The organism is Paraburkholderia sp. BCC1884, assembly GCF_900996225.1.
Taxonomy (GTDB): domain Bacteria; phylum Pseudomonadota; class Gammaproteobacteria; order Burkholderiales; family Burkholderiaceae; genus Paraburkholderia.
The window spans coordinates 9,073-28,621 of record NZ_CAAJGL010000123.1 but is presented as its reverse complement, the minus strand read 5'-3'; the positions used below and the strand labels follow the sequence as shown (position 1 = coordinate 28,621).

Genomic DNA, 19,549 nt, shown 5'->3' with positions numbered 1-19,549 from the left:
GAAAATGCTGGCTTTTTTCAAAGAGCGCGGCTACGAAAGCGGCGAGCGTCTGCCTTCCGAGCGAGCGCTCGCCGAGCGTTTTGGCGTGGGGCGTAACGCATTGCGCGAAGCGCTTTCCACGCTGAGCGCGCTTCGGGTGATCGAATCACGGCCCAATTCGGGCATCTATCTTCGCCGCATGTCCACCGAGAGCAGCTTCGAGACGATCGTGCTGCTGACCGAAATGGGCTCCGAGCCGTCGATGAACGAAGTGAAAGAAACGCTCGAAGTGCGTTGGGCGCTCGAAATGCGCGGCGTGCAACTCGCTTGCGAGCGTCGTACGGAAGCGGACCTCGACAGCCTGGTGTCTGTCATCGACGCGACACGAGCCGTACTCGCGAATAAGGGCAACATTTCCCTGCAAGACACTGCGTTCCACATCGCGCTGGCGCGCTGCACGCACAATGAAGTGCTCGTGCGGCTACTCAACTCGTTTTACCGTATTTCGGAGAGTCGGCGATTCGCGCTCTTTGCTGACTCCGGGCGCGGTGAAAGCTCGGCCGCGCAGCACGCAAGCCTCTATGAGGCGGTGAAGAAGCGCGATGTCAAGAAGGCGATCGCCTTGATGGAAACGCACTTCGCAAGCGCAGTCGAATCGTGGAGCGAGATTCTCGGCGAAGAAGCCTCACCGAAGGTGAAGCCGGTGCGCAAGAAGAAATAGGCAGCGCGGTTGAGCAAGAGAAAGGGGTGGATTCACCGTACGGAGAATCCACCCCTTTCTACGTGCTTCAGCGTATTGGACCGTGATTAGAACGTGTGCAGGATGCCCAGACGCACCAGCGCCTGATGATCCGTCGCCGACGGCGTCAATTGCGTAATGGAGGCCACCGCCGATTGCCCGAGCGAATCGGTGCCGCTCGCTTTTTGATAGATTGCGACAGCGTACAGTTCGGTGCGCTTGGAGAGCAAGTAAGCGGTCGAGAGCGTCCCCTGATGGTAATCCGCACCGGAATACGCGCCGAGGCTCGCCTTGTGCGTATAGCTGTAAGCCGCGTTGATGCTGAATGCCGGTGTGAAGGCATAGGACAGGTTGATCGCACCGTTGTTGAGCACGCCCGAACCGGCATAACGAAGCGGATCGGGACCCGCGCTCGTATTACCGAGTCCGCCGAAACCGGCATGCGACCACGTTGCTCCGACGCTCATCGGGCCGAAGTGGTATTTCACACCCGCAATCATCAACTGGAACGTCGTGGCGGAGGCAAAGCCGGCGTAGATCGGGTTCGATTGCGCGGCAGTGGCAGAACCAAACGAACCCAGATTGTTCGTCGTGTTGCTGCCAGAATTGCCGTTCGTACCGAAGTACGAAAGATTCGGGTCACGCGCATTCAGATAACCCACGCCTGCGGCAAACGGACCGTTCGCATAAGTTGCCGCGACCGCCCATACCTGATTGCGGCCGGTTGACCCCGCCACACCGCCGAGCGAATAGAGCGCGCCCAATGTCACGCCTGCGAACGATGTGCTCCTGAACTTGATCGTATTGTTCAGCCGGATGGTGTGGCCGAGATCGTCGAAGTCATCGGGATTTGCGCCCATGTGTCCAGGGATTTCTCCCGCTTCGGACAGAGGCGCCAGCATGTCGCTCACGATGCTGTACTGACGGCCCAGCGTGACTTGCCCGGCGCTGTTAGCGAGGCCGACAAAAGCCTGACGCCCGAATAGCAGGCCGCCTTGAGAAAGACCGCCCGTATTGATATTGAAGCCGTTTTCCAACGTGAAGATAGCGCGCAGATTGCCTCCCAGGTCTTCGCTGCCTTTCAGTCCCCATCGACTTCCGCCGATGCCGGTCGCACCGTCGGACATCGCTATCTGCCGTTGCCCAACGAGCGCGCCGCCAGCGCGGCCCGTCTGTACATTGCTTACGTAGTTGAGCCCTTCGTCAATCAGCCCGTATAGCGTGACGGAACTCTGCGCGTGTGCCGCCGATGCGGCCGTGCCGGCCATGGCGATCGCCAGCAGCATGGTTTTTTTCATTACGTCTCCGAGTGTTCAGATTATTTCTTCTGCGCGATGTCAGCGCATGCCGGCCCACCAAATTGGCCACTTCAAAGTGGACCACCTAAATGGTTGGACCAATCCTAGTGAGTCGAGGCCATGGCTGTCAATATCGGGAGAAATCCCTAGGAGCCGTGGACATGAGGCGGGTGGCGGCCTCAGGGAGTTTTCGTTTCGTTTCGCGAATACCCACGTTGCTTTTCCGATAGCTGCCGCGCAAAAACGCCTCATAGAATCGACGCATTCACAAGGCGCGGTGAGAGCGGTGTAACGATCTCATCGCATAAAAACGGCTACCGGAATATCCCTCATGAACAACAACGGCATCTCCAATCTCCTGCATGTAGGCCCGGAAACTCCGATGGGCAAATTCATGCGGCAATACTGGCTTCCCGCCGCGCTTTCGAGCGAAGTCTCCGCAGACGGCGACCCGGTCCGGCTGATGATTCTCGGCGAAAAGCTAATCGCCTTTCGCGATACATCCGGACGTGTCGGCATACTCGATCATCGTTGCCCGCATCGTTGCGCGTCGCTCTTCGTCGGGCGGAATGAGGAAAACGGAATCCGTTGCGTGTATCACGGATGGAAATTCGATGTCGACGGTCATTGCGTAGATATGCCAAGCGTTCCGGCGCGCCTCGACTTCAAGGACAAGGTGCACGCGCGAGCCTATAAGGCCACCGAGCGAAATGGGCTCATCTGGGTTTACATGGGTGAAAACCAGGCTAGCCCGCCGCCGTTGCCTGAAATCGAAGCCAACATGATTCCCGGCAGCAAGATCTGGTGCTTGCAACGCCAATGCAACTGGCTGCAGGCACTCGAAGGCGACATCGACACGAGTCACGTCGGCTTTCTCCACGTCGGTGCATTGCAGCCGGAAGATCTGCCGGAAAGTTCGCCGCTGCGTCCCACGGTTCTCAACCGCGCGCCGGAATATCGCGTTCAAAGCTCCGAATGGGGCGCGATGTACGGCGCTTATCGCTTGAACGAGGAAGGGCGCATGTCGTGGCGCGCGGCGCACTTCATGTTCCCGTTCTGGACGATGACACCCAATATCCTGTTCTCGACGCGGGCAATCGCACGCGCTTGGGTGCCGATGGACGACACACACGTGATGCTGTTCGACATTACGGGCGGCGTGGACGAAGGCAATCCGTTCTTCACGACGAAGCTAAAGAATGGCGAGCCCTTGTACGAAAAGATTCGACGCAAGCCGAACGGTACGGGGTGGTTCGACCGCTGGCTGCCGGTCGACGGTTTGCACAACGATTGGGGCATCGACCGGCAAGCCCAGCGCGACATGATTCATTACACAGGCATCGACAATCCTTCGATGCAGGATCAGGCGATCACGGAAAGCATGGGGCCCGTAACAGATCACAGCTTCGAACATCTTGCCCCCACGGACCAGATGATCGCGTTCGTACGCAGACGGCTCTCGCAGGCACTCGGCAAGTTCAGCGACGATCCGGCTTCCGCGCCCTGTGCGTCGTCGCCGCAAACGTACTTCGGCGCGCGCTCGGGCGCATTTCTCGCCGATCCCGACGTGGAGTTCCCGGTCGCTTATCGGGCGGAACTCGAAAGGGCCCAGCGCTGGCCTGCGGAAGCGAGCGCGGACGTGTCGCGCAGTCCCGACGAAGCCACCCATTGATCTTTATCGGTGCGCTGCTGGAACGTGGCGCACCGCGCCGAACCCTAAAAGCAGAGAGACGACATGACTGAAGCAGTACAAAGCGAAACCTCGCGAATCTTCAACGGGCGAGTCGGCGTCGTGACGGGCGCCGGCCGCGGCATCGGCGCTGCGATTGCTCGCGAACTTCACGCGGGTGGGGCGCGAGTAGTGGTAACAGACGTCGATTTTGCGAGTGCACAGGCGACCGCGCTCGAACTCGATGCAACCGGCGAATCGGCCTTTGCCTTCAGGCTCGATGTGCGTGAAAAGAGTGATTTTGAAAACGCGTTGAGTGCCGTTCTGCAGCGATGGGGCAAGCTCGATATCGTCGTGAACAATGCGGGCTACGCCAGGCGCACACCCGTGGACGACATTACGCCGGAGGAATTCGACGAGATCGTAAGCATCAACATGCGAAGCGTTTTCCTCAGTTGTCAGGTTTTCTCGAAGCCAATGAAAGCCGCTGGCTACGGACGGATTGTGAACGTCACATCGCTCGCTTCGCACAATGGCGGCACAGTCGCGTCCGCGCACTATTCAGCGGCAAAAGGCGGTGCAATGACGCTCACGCGCTACTTCGCGCGACAGCTCGCGGGCACTGGCGTCACCGTCAACGCCGTCTCGCCCGGACCGGTTTCGAGTGCAAAAGAACGCCTTGCCCATCTGCGCGATGAGATCAACAAACAGGTTCCCGTCGGCAGATTTGCGGAACCGGAGGAGATCGCCGGTGCGGTCGCGCTTCTCGCGTCCGATCGGGCGGGATTCATGGTCGGAGCAACGATTGATGTGAACGGCGGCCTGTACATGCGCTAGGCAAACTGGCCGACCCGCAACGAATCTAAATAAATGAGGAGACCCCATGGGGCTGACGACACCTGTTGCCGAAATCATCGACACGCGACCCATAGGCCATCTGCAGATCGTAATTGCCGCGGTCGGCGCGCTCGCACTGCTTTGCGAGGGATTCGATCTGCAGATCATGGCCTATGTCATGCCGAGGATCGTGCATGAATGGGGAATCCAGCCGGCCAGACAGGGGACGATACTTTCCGCTGGATACAGCGGCATGTTGATCGGCTTTCTCCTGCTTGCGCCGCTTGCATCGAGGGTCGGCGCGAAGCGTCTGGTGGTCTGGTGCCTGTTGGCCATGGGGGCACTCAATCTCGCAACTTTGCTGGCAACGGACGCGCAGATGCTCGTGGCGTTCAGAATCGCCGTCGGGTTGACACTCGGCGGCGTGGTGCCTCCGACCCTGGCGCTCGTTGCCGAAATATTTCCCGCCCGCCATCGCTCCGCGCTCATCGCCATGCTGTATCTCGGCACGACGAGCGGCATCATGATTGCTGGCGCAGTGGCCTGGGCGATGCTGCCGCATTACGGTTGGCGTGGCGCGATGGTGGTCGGTGGTTTGATGCCGGTTGTCGCGGCACTTGCAGTGGCGGCGGTCTGGTTCGAGTCGCCGTACTGGCTGCTTTCGCGCGGCGCGAGTGGATCGGCTCGTGTCATGGAGATACTCGCCAGGCTTTATCCGGGAGCGCCCGTGAACGGCGTGGTGATCGCGGGCGCCCAGCGCGAGTTGCGCGCGGGCGGTGTCGTGAATCTCTTTGCCGAACGGCGTCTGGTCGGAACGCTGATGCTATGGCTCGCATTGAGCTTTAACGCCGTTGTCTATTTCTTCGTGTTGAGCTGGATGCCGCTGATTCTCGTGAAAATCGGAGCAACTCAGCAAAACGCCATTTTTGCTTCGACGCTGGCCAATCTGGGTGGTATCGCCGCGATCGCGACGGGCTATCTGATGGACCGTTTCGGCAGATCGCGCGTTGTCATCGGCTACTTCTTCGCGGGTGCCCTGTTCGTTCCGCTCGTAGGCGTGCTGCTCTCGCCGACCGTGATTGTCATAGCGCCCGCGGCGTTCTGCCTTGGCTATTGCGTTAGCGGTCTGCAAAAGGGCGTGTCCGCGCTGGCAGTCGAGTTCTATCCACCTGTCTTGCGCTCGACAGGGCTTGGGTGGGTTCTGGGTATCGGCCGCAGTGGGGCCATTCTGGGACCGATGGTGCCGGGGTTTCTGATGCAGTCCGGCTGGGGTCCGCAGCAAGTTTTCTTTCTGATGGCATTGCCGCTGGCTCTGGGAGCAATCAGCATTGCTTTCATGCAGGTCTGGTATCAGAAACCTTTGTCGCCAGAGCGTGTGCAACTTGACGCACTTCTTTGAACGTCGAGCGTTCTGGCTCGCCTTTTCGTTATTAGGAACAGGACATACATGATGGATTTAGCAGACCTCACTCGCGTCGGACCGGGCACGCCGATGGGCACGATGATGCGGCAGTATTGGGTGCCCGCCGCGAAATCGTCTGAACTGAAAGCGGACGGCGACCCGGTCCGCCTGATGTTGCTCGGCGAAAAGCTGATCGCTTTTCGTAATAGCGAAGGGCAAGTCGGCGTACTCGACCACCGTTGCCCGCATCGCTGTGCGTCGCTCTTTTTAGGGCGAAACGAAGAGGGCGGCATTCGGTGCGTTTATCACGGCTGGAAATTTGACGTGACAGGGCGTTGCGTCGACATGCCGAGCGTGCCGGCGCATCAGGATTTCAAGGAGAAAGTGCACGCGAAGGCGTATCGGACTGCCGAGCGCAATGGTTTGATCTGGGTTTATATGGGCGATGCCGCCGAGCCGCCGCCTTTGCCGGTTATCGAAGCCAATCTGGTTGGCGACTGCGAAATCTGGTGTCTGCAACGCGACTGCAACTGGTTGCAGGCGCTCGAAGGCGACATCGACACCTCGCACGTGGGCTTTCTTCACGTCGGTTCGCTAAAGCCTGACGATCTCGCAGACGATCACCCGATGCGGCCTACGGTGCTTGACCGATCTCCCGAATACGCTGTGGCGAACACCGAATGGGGAACGATGTACGGCGGCTATCGCCCGAACGACGACGGCCTGCGTTCGTGGCGCGTGGCCCACTTCATGTTCCCGTTCTGGACGCAGACCCCCAACAACCGATTCGCGAGCCGCGCGATTGCACGTGCGTGGGTTCCGATGGACGACGAACATTCAATGCTGTTCGACATTACGTGCGGCGTCGACGAAGGCAATCCTGCCTATAGTTCGACGAGAAAAACGGGCGAGCCGCTCTTTGCTCCGTTTGAATACGCACCTGCGTCGACGGACTGGTTTGGCCGCTGGCGTTGCGTGGACGACAGGCGCAACGATTGGGGAATCGATCGCGAACTTCAACGCAACGGTGGCCAGTACACCGGCATTCCGAACATCACCATGCAGGACCAGGCGGTGACGGAGAGCATGGGACCAATCGTTGGCCACAGCTACGAACATCTCTCCCCAACCGATCAGATGATCGCGCGAACGCGGCGGCGCCTGCTGCTGGCAACGCAGGCATTGCGCGAACAGGGAACGTTGCCGCCCGGCGTGCAGAATGCGGACGTGTTTTTCGGCGCGCGTGCCGGCTCGTTTCTGCATGACCCGGCCGTGCCGCTCGAAAAAGCGTACGACGCGCAACTTGAGAAGGCTGTTCGCTGGTCGCAAGACGACACGATGGTCTGACTGCAATCGCGTTATTTTGCACACGCTACTGGCGTTAGATCCAGTCGGCGACGAGCCGCCTTCGCGGCGACGTATTGCCGTCCTCGCGATGGGAGACTTCCTGCAGCAAGTCCACAAAACGCTGCTGCACGACGGTGGGCCGCCAACTGCGGCGCACGGTGACGCCGATTGCAGATTTCGCGTGTTCCAGCGGCGCAGCGATCTGCGCGAGCAGGCCGCTGCGAATCTGCAGCGCCGCCTGGTCAGGATTGAGCAGTGTGAGGAAGTCACCGTTCGTGAGCAGTCTGCCGATGATCATGACGGAGCCGCACTCAATTGGCGAACGCGGCGGCGTGCGGCCGGCGAACAGTTCGTCCCATGCGCTGCGCAATGGCGAATTCGGGAGACCTACGATCCATGGATAGGTTGCGAGCGAGTCGAGTGGGACGCAATTCTGGCCGACGAGCGGATGCTGACTTCCGCCGACGACGATCAGGCGATCTTCGAAAAGCGGTTTTTGCGCAAGGTCGGAGATTTCATAGTCTCGCACCTCGCCGACGATCAGATCGATTACGCCGTCGCGCAGTGGCTCCACCAGCTCGGCCCAACTGCCTTCGTAAACGCGGAATGCTGCCGCGTCGGTTTCCGCGGTCAGGCGTGCCATGGTTTCGGGAACGATGAGCGCGCGCGCCGTGGGTGTCACGCCGAGACCAATCAAGGAGCCTTCCGGATGCAAGCCGAGTTCGACGAGCAGCGCGGCAAGTTCGGCGACGGCGAGGCGCGTACCTCGCGCGAGGCGCCGGCCTGCGGCGTTCAGGCTGATGCTGCGGCCGCGCCGATCGACGAGCGCCTCTCCGGCCGCTGTTTCGAGGTCGCCCACCGCACGGTGCGCCGCCGTGCGCGACATACCGGTCGCGGCGGCCGCGGCGGCGAATCCGCCGGCGTCCGCGATGGCGAGAAACGCGCGAAGCTGAGTGGTCGTCATGCGACGTTCGGGCCGCGCTGCGCTGTGGGAAAGTGCTTCTGCGCCGACGGTGAGATGGCCGAGTGCCGCATCCACCCGCTGCGCGACCTGTTTGCCGGCGGCTGTGATGAGCATGCCGTCGGCGCGACGTTCGAAGAGGTCGTGGCCGAGTTGCTGTTCCAGTTTGAGCACCGCTTGGGTCAGTGCCGGCTGGGACAAACCGATGCGCTGGGCTGCAGCGCTTACGCTACCGTGTTCGCAGATCGCCAGCATGGCCTGCAAATGGCGAAGGTTGAGTTGAAAGGGGTCGGAGAGCATGTCCTGATTATAGAGGCCGCGAAGCGCGTCACGGACACGCCCGTTTTGTGTCGAGTTCGAAGCGAAAAACGAACTGAGATTGTCAGGCTATTAAAATCATAAAATGTGGGCGCGGCGTTATGCCGGGGCGTCCGCCATTGTTATTAACGTGTGTTACGGCGCACTGCATGGATGAATAGAAATGAAAGACGAGACTTCTACGGTAAATTCCCCCGCAAGCGACGCAGGCGCGCCGACGCCTTCCGACGATAATAGTTTGGTCTGGTCCGATGCGCGGCTGCTAGGCTTTGCTGCGATGGATGATGTACACAAGGAGTTCTACACCGTTGCATTGCAACTGGTGACCTGTACCGACGAAACCGCGGCAGCGGCAATATGTCGATTCGAACATCACGCGCTCAGCCACTTCGAGCAAGAAGACCAGTGGATGCGTTCGACAAACTTTCCACCGCGTGATTGCCATATCGATGAACATGCTGCGGTTCTCAAGTCGGTTAGCGAAGTTAAAGAAGCCGTGCAGTCGGGACGCGCGGGCGCCAACCTGGTTCGGGATGTTGGCATGCATCTCTTCGAATGGTTTCCCGGGCATGCGGACTATCTGGACTCTGCGCTGGCAGCGTGGATGGTGAAGCAGACGATGGGAGGGAAGCCGGTAGTGTTGAGACGCAAGGTCTGACGCGTCCCTGCCGCGTGCGTGGCTTTCTGCTTGAAGCTGTCGGCGATCATGATCCGAACGCGGGCACAAACCCGCGAAACGAATGCGTCTGTCTCTTCGGATCCGCGAGGCGGCCAGGCGGGCCGGCGGCGGAACGGTTCTGCTCTTCTGCGACGAAGCGCAACGCTACAACGAAAACGGATAACAGACCGATGTATCCGAATTGCACCACAACCTTCGCGAGTAGCTTTTCTAAAAACCGAAACGCCGATCGTAGGCCGCTATCACAAAACAAAAAATAATAATCCGTGTGATATCGAAAAATACGATCGTGCAATATTTCTAATTATTACAATCTGGCGAGCGATTAATTCGAAAATCGATTCATCAAATTTTCATTTAGCCGATCCGGCCGAACCGGAATCGATTCGCGCTGATTAACACCTGTCAGCCGCAATCAGGGAAATCCTTGTCAGCTTTTCCTTAATATTCGATTGCGGGCGTATTAACAACCGGCTACGATCGCGTCCCATACGCATCCCATAATTTATTGTAAGAGATTCGAAAGCATGATAGGGACGCCGGGTTCAGGCGCAACAGCCGTATTGGACAGACCCGCCGTCGTGTCGCTGCGAGCGTCGACGGCTGCCGATCGTGAATTTCTGAGGGCCGTTTTCTTCAGCACGCGAATCGATGAATTCGCTGCCTCAGGTTTGAGCGCCGGCGAGGTCGAAGCGTTGCTCGCGCAACAGTTCGATATGCAGGATAGCTACTACCGGCGACATTATCCGGCCGGCCGTTTCGACGTCGTGATGGCTGGCGAAACAGCCGTGGGCCGCCTGTATCACGACTGGCAACGCGGGCGCGGCCTGAACGTGATCGACATCGCCTTGCTGCCGGACCATCGCGGCGCCGGCATCGGCACGCGGCTCATGCGGGCGCTGGTCGGGCAGGCGGTGCAGGCCGGTTTGGCAGTCAATCTGTACGTCGAGGTAAACAACCCGGTGCAATCGCTTTACCGCCGGATGGGCTTCGTAAAATGCGGAGAAAATGGCATTTACGAATCGCTCAGGCGAGAAGCGGTGCCATTCGATTCGCCCGCCGAACCGTTGCCTGGCTTGCAGCCCAGTATCGTCGAATGAAGTTAAATGCGGCGCGCATATAGCGCCCCATATAACAAGAATATTCAAGTCGGGTTTGAAATATGCCGTTAATCATGCATCGGGCGGTTGCGATGCGTCGAAATGGCGTTTGGAAACCTGCGTGTAATGCATATTCGCACATCGGCCTACCGCTCAATCGGTAAAAAACGACCGGCGATTATCTTGAGCGACGGTGTGCAACAAAATTCACTGCCGGGGGGCGGGTGTCTGCAATTCCTACTCATGCCGAGTTGACTGAGTCGCTCGGCAGTCTCTTCGTGTTGACGTCGCCGCAGGGCTACGCGGTCAAAGCGCGCTTGAGCAGCGCGCCGTCCGGCGTGCCGATGGACGACGACTACGCTTGCTACCAGGCCCGCTTCGATCTGCCGACCGGCATTCAGTTTCTCCAGGATATCTACCGCGTCAGCGCGCCCGACGGCCGCGCGTGGGATCTGTTCGCCACGCCGGCGCGTCCCTCGGCGGAAGGCCTGGCGTGCCCGTGCATCGTTGTCCACGTCCCGAAACCGGCGCCGCAACAAGCGGCCGAGTCCCCGCAATGACGCCGGCGATCGTGCTTACGCCCCGGCGTTCTACCCGTCGTAGCTCAAGGAGATATTCATGAGCGATCCGTATCTCGGCGAAATCCGTATGGTGGCTTTCGACTTCGCGCCGTATGGCTGGGCGCTGTGTCAGGGCCAACTCCTGCCGCTGTCGCAGAACCAGGCGTTGTTTACGCTGCTTGGCACAAGCTACGGCGGCAACGGCACCCAGACCTTCGGTCTGCCGAATCTGGCCGGCCGGTCGCCGGTGGGCACAAGCACGGGCGGAGGTCTGACGCCGATCGTAACCGGCCAGTTCTCCGGGCTGGAACAGTTCACGATGACCGCCGCGCAGTTGCCGACGCATACGCACCCGGCGGCGCTGCCGGCGACGACGCTGACGGCGTCGGTCAGCGTTCCGGCTTCGACAGCGGCGACCGGCGGCGTCGAAGCGCAGGGGCCCCGCCACGGTGCTCGGCGAAGTCGTCGCAGGCGGACGGGCCGCCACGATGTACAACCCCGACACGCCGGACACGTCGCTCAAGCCGTTCAACGTCACCGTGCCGTTTCCGCAGACAACGGTGCCGATCGGCTTGGCCGGCTCCGGTTTGCCGGTGCCGTTGCGTAATCCGTATCTCGGTCTGAATTTCTGCATCGCGTTGCAGGGCATTTTCCCGACGCGCGGATAGGCCGGGCGGGTGGCGGGCAGTCGACGCCACAGGCAATAACACGAAAGCGCAGTCGTAATCGCGGCCGCCATCTCGACGCCCCAACCGGCGCCGACGGGGTGGCCGCAGCAGCAACCGGTTATCAGCAACCGGTCAACAAGAGGGCGCAGTGGCGGCCCGGTGGAGCGCGTGTCATGAAGATCATCCAGCAACTCATCAAACGTTTCGATGACCTGCGCGGCGCGCGCGAAACCGGCGCTGCCCGCATCGACCTGCGCGGCAAACCCACTCGCGTCGCCGCGACACCCGCACCGTTCCTGATGGCGCTCGAACCGCGCGTGGTCTATGACGCGTCGGTGGCGGTGGTCGCTCCGCAGCACCACGGCGCCGAAGCGCAAACGCATGCGGGCGCGGCCGCGTCGACCGAGGCGACCGTGCATGCCGCGCCGAAGACGATTGCCGAACACGACGTGCGGCACGGCAAATCGGGCGCCAACGCCCCGGCGCAAAACAGCAAACCGTCGAGCCAGACCAGCACCGCGGACCCGCAGAAGACTACCCAGACCGACACCACCGTCGCCGCGCAGAAAACCGTCCAGACCGACGCCGCCCTGAACGCCGCGGTGATCGATCCGACCGTGGCCGCGGCCGCGCATGCGGTCGTGTTCATCGACCCGAGCGTGGTCGACTACGAGGCGCTGATCGCGGGCCTGCCGGCCGGCACCCAGTACGTCGTGCTGAACGCCAACACGGACGGTTTCGCGCAGATCGCGCAGTATCTGCAAACGCACCAGGGCATCCAGTCGATCCATCTGATTTCGCATGGCGCCGACGGCGAGATTCAAGCCGGCGCCGCGTGGCTCAATACCGCCGATCTGTCGGATTACCATGCCGACCTCGCGGCGATCGGCGCCGCCATGGCCCCGGGCGGCGATTTCCTGATCTACGGCTGCGACGTCGCCGAAAACGCCGACGGCCAGGCGCTGGTGCAGCAGATCGCGGCAATCACGCATCTGAACGTCGCGGCCTCGACCGATCTGACCGGCTCGAGCGCGGTGGGCGGCAACTGGACGCTCGAATACGACGTCGGCAACGTGCATACGCCGGTACTGTTGTCGGCGGCGGTGGAGCAGGCTTACGACCACGTGCTGGCCACCACCACCGAAGACTACACGACCGCGAGCGGCTTCGACACAGGCGGGGACGTCACGTCGTTTACGCTCGACGGCCTGATCTACACGTTCAAAAATGCGAGTGGCAACCCGATCGCGATCCGTACGCTCGTCACAACGGATTCGTTCCTGCAGGCGCTCGCCGACGAAAACGGCACCGACAACGCGTTGCTGATCAATCAGGAAAATCTGCTCGGCCTGTCCTCGATAGTCATCACCCGGGTGGGCGGTGCGGCATTCAATTTTCAGAGCATCGACCTGGACATTATTTCCGATGCCGGGCCCACCGGTCTCGTCACGGTCTACGCGGACAGCAATACGGGCGACGGCGTGACGCTCGAGACGGACAACAACCCCACGGCCGCCACCATGACGCTGACCGGGCATGCCTCGTTTGCGGATGCTCACTCGATTACGATCACCGGGGGCGACCTGTTTCCCACGTTGGGGCACCTCGTGTACTCCGACGTGGGGCCGACGCTGACGGCCTCCACCGGCAGCGCGGCCTTCACCGCCGGCGACAACACGGCCTCGACGCCGGTTGCCGTTGACAGCCATCTGACGCTGACCGACACCACGAGTACCGGCGCGAGTTCCGCCACTATCACGATCGGTAATAGCCAGACCGGCGACGAGCTTCTGTTTACACCGAGCGGCTCGACGGGCAACATCTCCGCGGTGTTCAGCGGCAACGTGCTGACGCTGACCTCGACAGGCGGTACCGCGACCATCGCGCAATGGCAGACCGCGCTCGATTCGATCACGTTCACCAATACCCAGGTCACGCCGAACACCGCGACCCGCACGATCAACTTCTCGATCACGGACAACAACAGCGCCGTGGCGACCGCGACCCGCACCGTCACGGTCGCGGACACCGACCAGACGCCGATCGTCCACACCTTCGGCGGCTCGACGACCTATGTGGCCGGCTCCGTCGCCACCACCATCGACAGCGGTGTGACTGTCACCGACAGCGACAGCACGCACCAGACGCAGGCGACGGTGACGATCGGCAACGCCGGCACCAGCGACACGCTGGCGTTCAACAACACCAATGCGACCCTCTTCGGCAATATCAGCGGGACGTACACCGGTACGACGCTGACGCTGATTGGCTCCGCCACCGACGCGCAATGGCAGGCGGCGCTCGACGCCGTCACGTTCTCGTCCGGCGCCGGCACCGCGGGCGGCGCGCGCACCATCAGCTTCTCGACCAGCGACGGCACCAAAACCAGTGCGTCGGCCACCAAAACGCTGAACGTGAATCCGGTGCCGATCGTCACGACGGACTCCGGTTCGGCGTCGTTCGTGTCGGCAGACAACGCGACCTCGACGCCGGTGACCGTGGACAGCGGCATCACGCTGGCGGAAAACGGCGGCACGGGCACGCTCGCGTCGGTCAACGTGCAGATCACCGGCAATTTCCAGCAGGGCGAGGACAGCCTGCTGTTCGTCAACAACCCGGCCACGATGGGCGACATCAACGGCACGTATAGCGCGTCGTCCGGCCTTCTGACCTTGACGTCGGCGTCGCACGCGACGCTCGCGCAGTGGCAGGCGGCGTTGCGCTCGATCACGTATACCGACACCGCTGCGTCGCCCGCCACGCCGACCCGCACCATCAGCTTCACCGCCAACGACGGCTCGAATGGCGGGCCGATCGCGACGCGTACGGTCACGGTGGTCGCGACCGACAACACGCCCATCGTCACGCTGTCGGGCGGCAGCACCGCCTATGTGGCGGGTACGGCGGGGGTCGTCGTCGACGGCGGCGTCAGCGTGACGGACCGCGACCCGAACCCGACGCTGACGCAGGCGAAGGTAACGATCACCGGCGGTATGCAAACGGGCGACACGCTGGTGTTCGTCAACGACAGCTTCGTGACGGGCTCCTACAACAGCACCAACGGTCAGTTGACGCTGACCGCGACCGGCAGCGTCAACGACGCGCAATGGATCAGCGAACTCGACAAGATCCAGTTCTCCAGCGCCTCCAATACGACGGCCGGCGCGCGCACGATCTCGTACGTCGTCAACGACGGCACCAACCTGAGCAACGCGGTGACGCGCACGGTGAACGTGATCGTGGCGCCGATCGTCACGACCGATTCCGGCTCAGTCTCCTTCGTTGCGGGCGACAACACCGCGTCGACCCCGATCACGGTCGACAGCGGTCTGACCGTGTCCGACGGCAGCAGCACGACGCTCGTTTCGGCGACGGTGCAAATCACCGGCAACTTCAATTCAGGCGAAGACCTGCTGATATTCACGCCCAGCGGATCGACAGGCGACATTGCCGGCTCGTACGACGCATCGAACGGCCTCCTGACGCTGAGCTCGGCGTCGCACGCGACGCTCGCGCAGTGGCAGGCCGCGTTGCGCTCAATTGCCTACGACGACCTCGCGGTCACGCCGAACAGCGCGACCCGCACGATCTCGTTCACCGTCAACGACGGCAGCAACAGCAGTCTGACAGCCACCCGCACGGTGACCGTGCAGGACACCGACCAGACGCCGATCGTCACGCTCTCGGGCAGCAATGGTGCGTACACGGCGGGCACGGCCGCGACCACGATCGATAACGGCATCACGATCACCGATCTCGACAACACGACGCTCGCGTCGGCGACTGTGTCGATCGGCGCCGGCTTTCAGGCTGGCGATATTTTGTCGCTGGCCAACGACGGCATCGTGACCAGTTCGTATAACGCGGGCTCCGGCGTGCTGACGCTGACCGCAATCGGCAACGTCAGCACCTCGCAATGGATGACCGAACTCGACAACGTCAAGTTCTCCAGCTCGCCGGGCGTGCCGGCGGGCTCGCGCACCGTGTCTTACACGGTGAACGACGGGACCGAGTCCAGCGCGGCAGTCTCGCGCACGGTGACGGTGACGGGGGTGCCGGTCCTGACGATCGATCCCGGCTCGGCCTCCTTCATCGCGGGCGACAACACCGCGTCGACGCCGGTCACGATCGACAGCGGTCTGACCGTGACCGACAGCAGCAGCACGACGCTCGTGAGCGCGACGGTGCAGATCACCGGCAACTTCCATTCGGGCGAGGACGTGCTGCTGTTTACCGCGAGCGGCGCGACGGGCGACATCACCGGCACCTTCGACGCGACCACGGGCTTGCTGACGCTGAGCTCGGCCTCGCACGCGACGCTGGCGCAGTGGCAGGCCGCGTTGAGCTCGATCGCGTACACCGACACGGCGGTGACGCCGGACCCCGCAACCCGCACGATCTCGTTTTCCGTCAGCGACGGCGCCAACAGCAGCGCGACCGCGACGCGCACGGTGACCGTGACCGATACGGATCAAACACCGCTCCTCACCACCTCGGGCGGCACCACCGCATTCGTCGAAGCCGACAATGTCACGTCGACGCCGGTCGCGATCGATAGCGGCGTGACGATTTCGGATCTCGACAACACGACGCTGACGCAGGCGACCGTGTCGATCACCGGCAACCTGCACAGCGGCGAGGACGTGCTGGCGTTCAGCAACACCAACGCGACGCTGTTCGGCGACATCTCCGGGTCGTACAACGCGGTCACCGGCACGATGCTGCTGAGTTCGTCGAGCGGCACCGCGACCATCGCACAGTGGCAGGCGGCCTTGCGCGCGGTCACCTACACCGATACGGCGATCACCCCGAACACCGCGAACCGCACGATCAGTTTCACCGTCAGCGACGGCACCAAAGACAGCGCGGCGGGCACCCGGATCGTGTCGATCGCGGGCACCGACCAGAGCCCGGTGCTGACCGCGTCGAGCGGCGACTTCGACTATCTGCCGGGCGCGGCCGCGCAAAACATCGACAGCGGCATCACGCTGACCGACCGCGACAGCACGACCATGGCGTCGTTGACGGTGCAGTTCACGTCCGGGTTCCAGAGCGGCGACCAGTTGAGCCTGAATTTCAACCCGGCGACGATGGGCTCCAACTTCACGATCACGTTTGACCTGGTGGCGGGCACCTTGACGGTGACCCGGACCGGCGCGATGACACTTTCGAACTGGCAGGCGATCGTCGACAACGTGCAGTATTCGGCGGCGCCAGGCGCGCCGCTCGGCACGCGCACGCTGTCGATCGTCACGTCGGACGGCGTCAAGGACAGCGACACGCTGACGTACTACGTCAACGTGATCAGCTCCGCGCCGCAACTGGCGACGACCAGCACCGGCAGCGTCACCTTCACCGCCGGCGACAACGTGGCCGGCGTGCCGGTCGCGGTGGACGGCGGTCTCAGCGTATTCGACCCGCTCGGCAACCCGATCGAATCGGCGCAGGTGTCGATCACCGGCAACTACCATTCCGACCAGGACGTGCTGCTGTTCATCAACGACGGCGCGACGATGGGCGATATCACCGCCAGCTTCAACGCCGCGACCGGCATGCTGACGCTGAGCTCGGCCAGCGACACCGCGACCGACGGGCAATGGGCGGCCGCACTGCGCAGCGTGATGTTTACCGACACGGCCGTGACGCCCAATACGGCCGTGCGTTCGGTCAGTTTCTCCGTTTCCGACGGCACGCAAACCAGCACCACGCTGATGCGCACCGTGGTGGTGGCGGCCGTCGATCAGACGCCGGTTGCGACGACCTCGAGCGGCACTACGTCGTACGTCGAAGGGGACAACGTGGTGACGACGGTCGTGGTGGATAGCGGGATTACCGTGACCGACAGCGACAACACCACGCTGGCCTCGGCCACGGTGTCGATCACCAACGGCTTCCACGCGGGCGAAGACGTGCTGGCATTCGGCAATGACAACGCCACGACGTTCGGCAACATTGCCGGATCGTACGACGCGAGCAACGGCGTGATGACGTTGAGCTCGCTGGGCGGTACGGCGACGGTCGCGCAATGGCAGGCCGCGTTGCGCGCGGTGACGTACGCCGACACGCAACTCGCGGGGCCGGACATCACGGCGCGCACCATCAGCTTTAGCGTCAACGACGGCACCCTGAACAGCAGCGTCGCCGTCAAACAGGTGGCTCTGACGGCGGTCGACCAGTCGCCGGTGGTCACCCCGTCGTCGGGCGACGCGAGCTTCGTGTCCGGCGACAACGCTGCGTCGACGCCCATCGTGATCGACAGCGGCCTGACCGTCACCGACAGCGACACCCCCACACTTTTCTCGGGAACCGTGTCGATCACCGGCGGCTTCCATGCGGGCGAGGACGTGCTGGCGTTCGCCGGCAACGACCTGACGCACTTCGGCAACATCACGGGTTCGTACGACGCGTCGACCGGCGTGATGACGTTGAGCTCGGCGGGCGGCACCGCAACGGTCGCGCAATGGCAGGCCGCGCTGGATTCGATCACCTATATCGATACGGCGATTGCGCCGGCCGGCGCGACCCGCACAGTCAGCTTCAGCGTCAACGACCACCTCAAAGACAGCGTGACGAGCACGCGCGTGATCGACCTGACGGCCACCGTGCAGACCCCGACCCTTGGCGGCGACAACGGCGATACGCCGACGTTTACCGCCAGCGGCGCGGGCGCGACGCCGGTTGCGGTAGCCACCGGCTTGACGATCAGCGACGCCGACACCAGCGCGCATCCCAGTTCCGCGCAGGTGTCGATCGGTGACGGCTTCGCGCCGGGCAAGGACGTGCTTGCGTTCACGAGCAGTGCCGCCACCGGCGACATCGGCGCGAGCTACGACCCGAACACCGGCGTGATGACGCTGCACTCGGCCAGCGGCACCGCCACGATTGCGCAGTGGCAGGCCGCGCTGGCCGCGGTCACGTATGCGGATACGGCCGTCGAAACGGGCGACAGCCCCCGCACGATCCACATCACGCTCGACATCGGCGACAAGAGCGCGACGACGATGCGCACCGTCAGCGTCGTTGGGGTCAAGCCACCGCCCGTGGTGGTGGCGCCGCCCGCGACGACGCAGCCGATGCCGCCGAACCTGGTCACACTGCCGCCGCGCGGCAACGGTGCGGGCGCGTCGTCGTCCGCGACGCTGTCGAACACGCCGAATTCGCCTGACGCGTCCGCGCCCGACACGCTGATCTCGTTCCCGGAGAACCTGGGCGACAGCATCTCCAACCCGCTGATCGTGCTCGACGCATTCGCCGACGCGCCGGAAGTCGGCTCGATCCCGGCTATCCACACGGCCACCTTCAGCGCCGACGAAATCGGCACGAGCAGCTATGCGAACAGCGGCAGCGTCGGCGGTTCGAACCATCACGGTTCGCTGAGCGACACCTCGGTCGGTCCGATCGAACCGACGCCCGCGCAGACCAGCACGCCGCTGTCGCTCGATCTGCCCGCGCTCGCCATGCATCTGAACGTCGCGCCGGATCAGACGTTCGTCGTCTCCTTGCCGGTCATGCCCGGTTCGAGCGAAGGCTTGCCGGTCGGTGCCGACGCGCACGTCGAACTGCGTCTTGCCGACGGCCGCGCGTTGCCGAACTGGCTGCATTACGACCCGGTGCGCGGCACGTTGAGCGGCAAGGTGCCGGCGAATCAGCGCGCCTTGCAGATCGCGATCATCGCGCACGACGCCCAAGGTCATCAGACGCGCCGCGACGTGGCGATCGAATTCGGCGGCGCGAGCCGGTCCACGCATTCGGGGCAGACCGGACACGACGCACCGCATGGCGCGGCGCATCCGCCCGCCGTCGCGCCGAACGCCGCGCCGGTCACGACACCGCATGCGGCGCTGCCGTTCAATAGTCTGCCGCTCGCCAAACCATCGCTCGCCGAACAGTTCGTGCGCGCACACGCGACGTTGCACGTGGCCCGCCCGGTCAATGCCGCGGCCACCGCCGTCGCACCCGAGACCGTCTCGCGAGGTCACGCATGAGCGTTCA

General features: G+C 62.8%; 12 protein-coding genes and 1 pseudogene. 11 read left to right on the top strand and 2 right to left on the bottom strand.

The window, feature by feature from the left end; genetic code table 11:
- Positions 1 to 4: 4 nt before the first annotated feature.
- Complete coding sequence (locus FQ705_RS27750) at positions 5 to 700, top strand: FadR/GntR family transcriptional regulator (protein WP_260854629.1); 696 nt, start codon at positions 5 to 7, stop codon at positions 698 to 700.
- Between the two features lie 86 nt (positions 701 to 786).
- Here FQ705_RS27750 and FQ705_RS27745 read toward each other — a convergent pair whose 3' ends face one another.
- The gene (locus FQ705_RS27745; protein WP_144146770.1) at positions 787 to 2,016 is read right to left on the bottom strand and encodes a porin; all 1,230 of its coding nucleotides are present in this window, start codon (positions 2,014 to 2,016) and stop codon (positions 787 to 789) included.
- A 331-nt stretch (positions 2,017 to 2,347) separates the two neighbouring features.
- Between FQ705_RS27745 and FQ705_RS27740 the strand changes: the two genes are divergently transcribed.
- The 4 genes from FQ705_RS27740 (at position 2,348) to FQ705_RS27725 (ending at position 7,271) form a co-directional block, all read left to right on the top strand.
- Positions 2,348 to 3,688, top strand: coding sequence for a Rieske 2Fe-2S domain-containing protein (locus FQ705_RS27740; RefSeq protein WP_144146767.1), 1,341 nt, complete (start codon positions 2,348 to 2,350; stop codon positions 3,686 to 3,688).
- A 63-nt stretch (positions 3,689 to 3,751) separates the two neighbouring features.
- The gene (locus tag FQ705_RS27735; protein ID WP_144146764.1) at positions 3,752 to 4,522 is read left to right on the top strand and encodes an SDR family NAD(P)-dependent oxidoreductase; all 771 of its coding nucleotides are present in this window, start codon (positions 3,752 to 3,754) and stop codon (positions 4,520 to 4,522) included.
- Between the two features lie 46 nt (positions 4,523 to 4,568).
- Positions 4,569 to 5,921 (top strand): MFS transporter, encoded by a 1,353-nt coding sequence (locus tag FQ705_RS27730; protein WP_144146761.1) that lies wholly within the window; start codon positions 4,569 to 4,571, stop codon positions 5,919 to 5,921.
- Positions 5,922 to 5,969: 48 nt separating this feature from the next.
- Positions 5,970 to 7,271 (top strand): Rieske 2Fe-2S domain-containing protein, encoded by a 1,302-nt coding sequence (locus FQ705_RS27725; RefSeq protein ID WP_144146758.1) that lies wholly within the window; start codon positions 5,970 to 5,972, stop codon positions 7,269 to 7,271.
- 34 nt (positions 7,272 to 7,305) lie between these two features.
- On the opposite strand, the gene FQ705_RS27720 is transcribed toward FQ705_RS27725, so the two are convergent.
- Positions 7,306 to 8,532: a LysR family transcriptional regulator gene (locus FQ705_RS27720; protein ID WP_144146756.1), complete on the bottom strand. Its 1,227-nt coding sequence runs from the start codon at positions 8,530 to 8,532 to the stop codon at positions 7,306 to 7,308.
- Positions 8,533 to 8,713: 181 nt separating this feature from the next.
- Between FQ705_RS27720 and FQ705_RS27715 the strand changes: the two genes are divergently transcribed.
- The 6 genes and pseudogenes from FQ705_RS27715 to FQ705_RS27690 all read left to right on the top strand — a co-directional run bounded on the left by FQ705_RS27715 (position 8,714) and on the right by FQ705_RS27690 (position 19,542).
- Positions 8,714 to 9,208, top strand: a complete 495-nt coding sequence (locus FQ705_RS27715) for a bacteriohemerythrin (protein ID WP_144146753.1) — start codon at positions 8,714 to 8,716, stop codon at positions 9,206 to 9,208.
- Positions 9,209 to 9,234: 26 nt separating this feature from the next.
- A pseudogene (locus tag FQ705_RS34655) lies at positions 9,235 to 9,386 on the top strand (ATP-binding protein); the annotation flags it as partial.
- A gap of 406 nt (positions 9,387 to 9,792) precedes the next feature.
- Positions 9,793 to 10,329 carry a GNAT family N-acetyltransferase gene (locus tag FQ705_RS27705; protein ID WP_260854628.1) on the top strand — a complete coding sequence of 179 codons (537 nt, stop codon included), beginning with the start codon at positions 9,793 to 9,795 and terminating at the stop codon, positions 10,327 to 10,329.
- Positions 10,330 to 10,553: 224 nt separating this feature from the next.
- Positions 10,554 to 10,889, top strand: a complete 336-nt coding sequence (locus tag FQ705_RS27700; RefSeq protein WP_144146747.1) for a DUF6916 family protein — start codon at positions 10,554 to 10,556, stop codon at positions 10,887 to 10,889.
- Between the two features lie 58 nt (positions 10,890 to 10,947).
- Complete coding sequence (locus FQ705_RS27695) at positions 10,948 to 11,496, top strand: phage tail protein (protein ID WP_222105672.1); 549 nt, start codon at positions 10,948 to 10,950, stop codon at positions 11,494 to 11,496.
- A 234-nt stretch (positions 11,497 to 11,730) separates the two neighbouring features.
- Positions 11,731 to 19,542 carry a DUF4347 domain-containing protein gene (locus FQ705_RS27690; protein ID WP_144146744.1) on the top strand — a complete coding sequence of 2,604 codons (7,812 nt, stop codon included), beginning with the start codon at positions 11,731 to 11,733 and terminating at the stop codon, positions 19,540 to 19,542.
- Positions 19,543 to 19,549 lie beyond the last annotated feature (7 nt).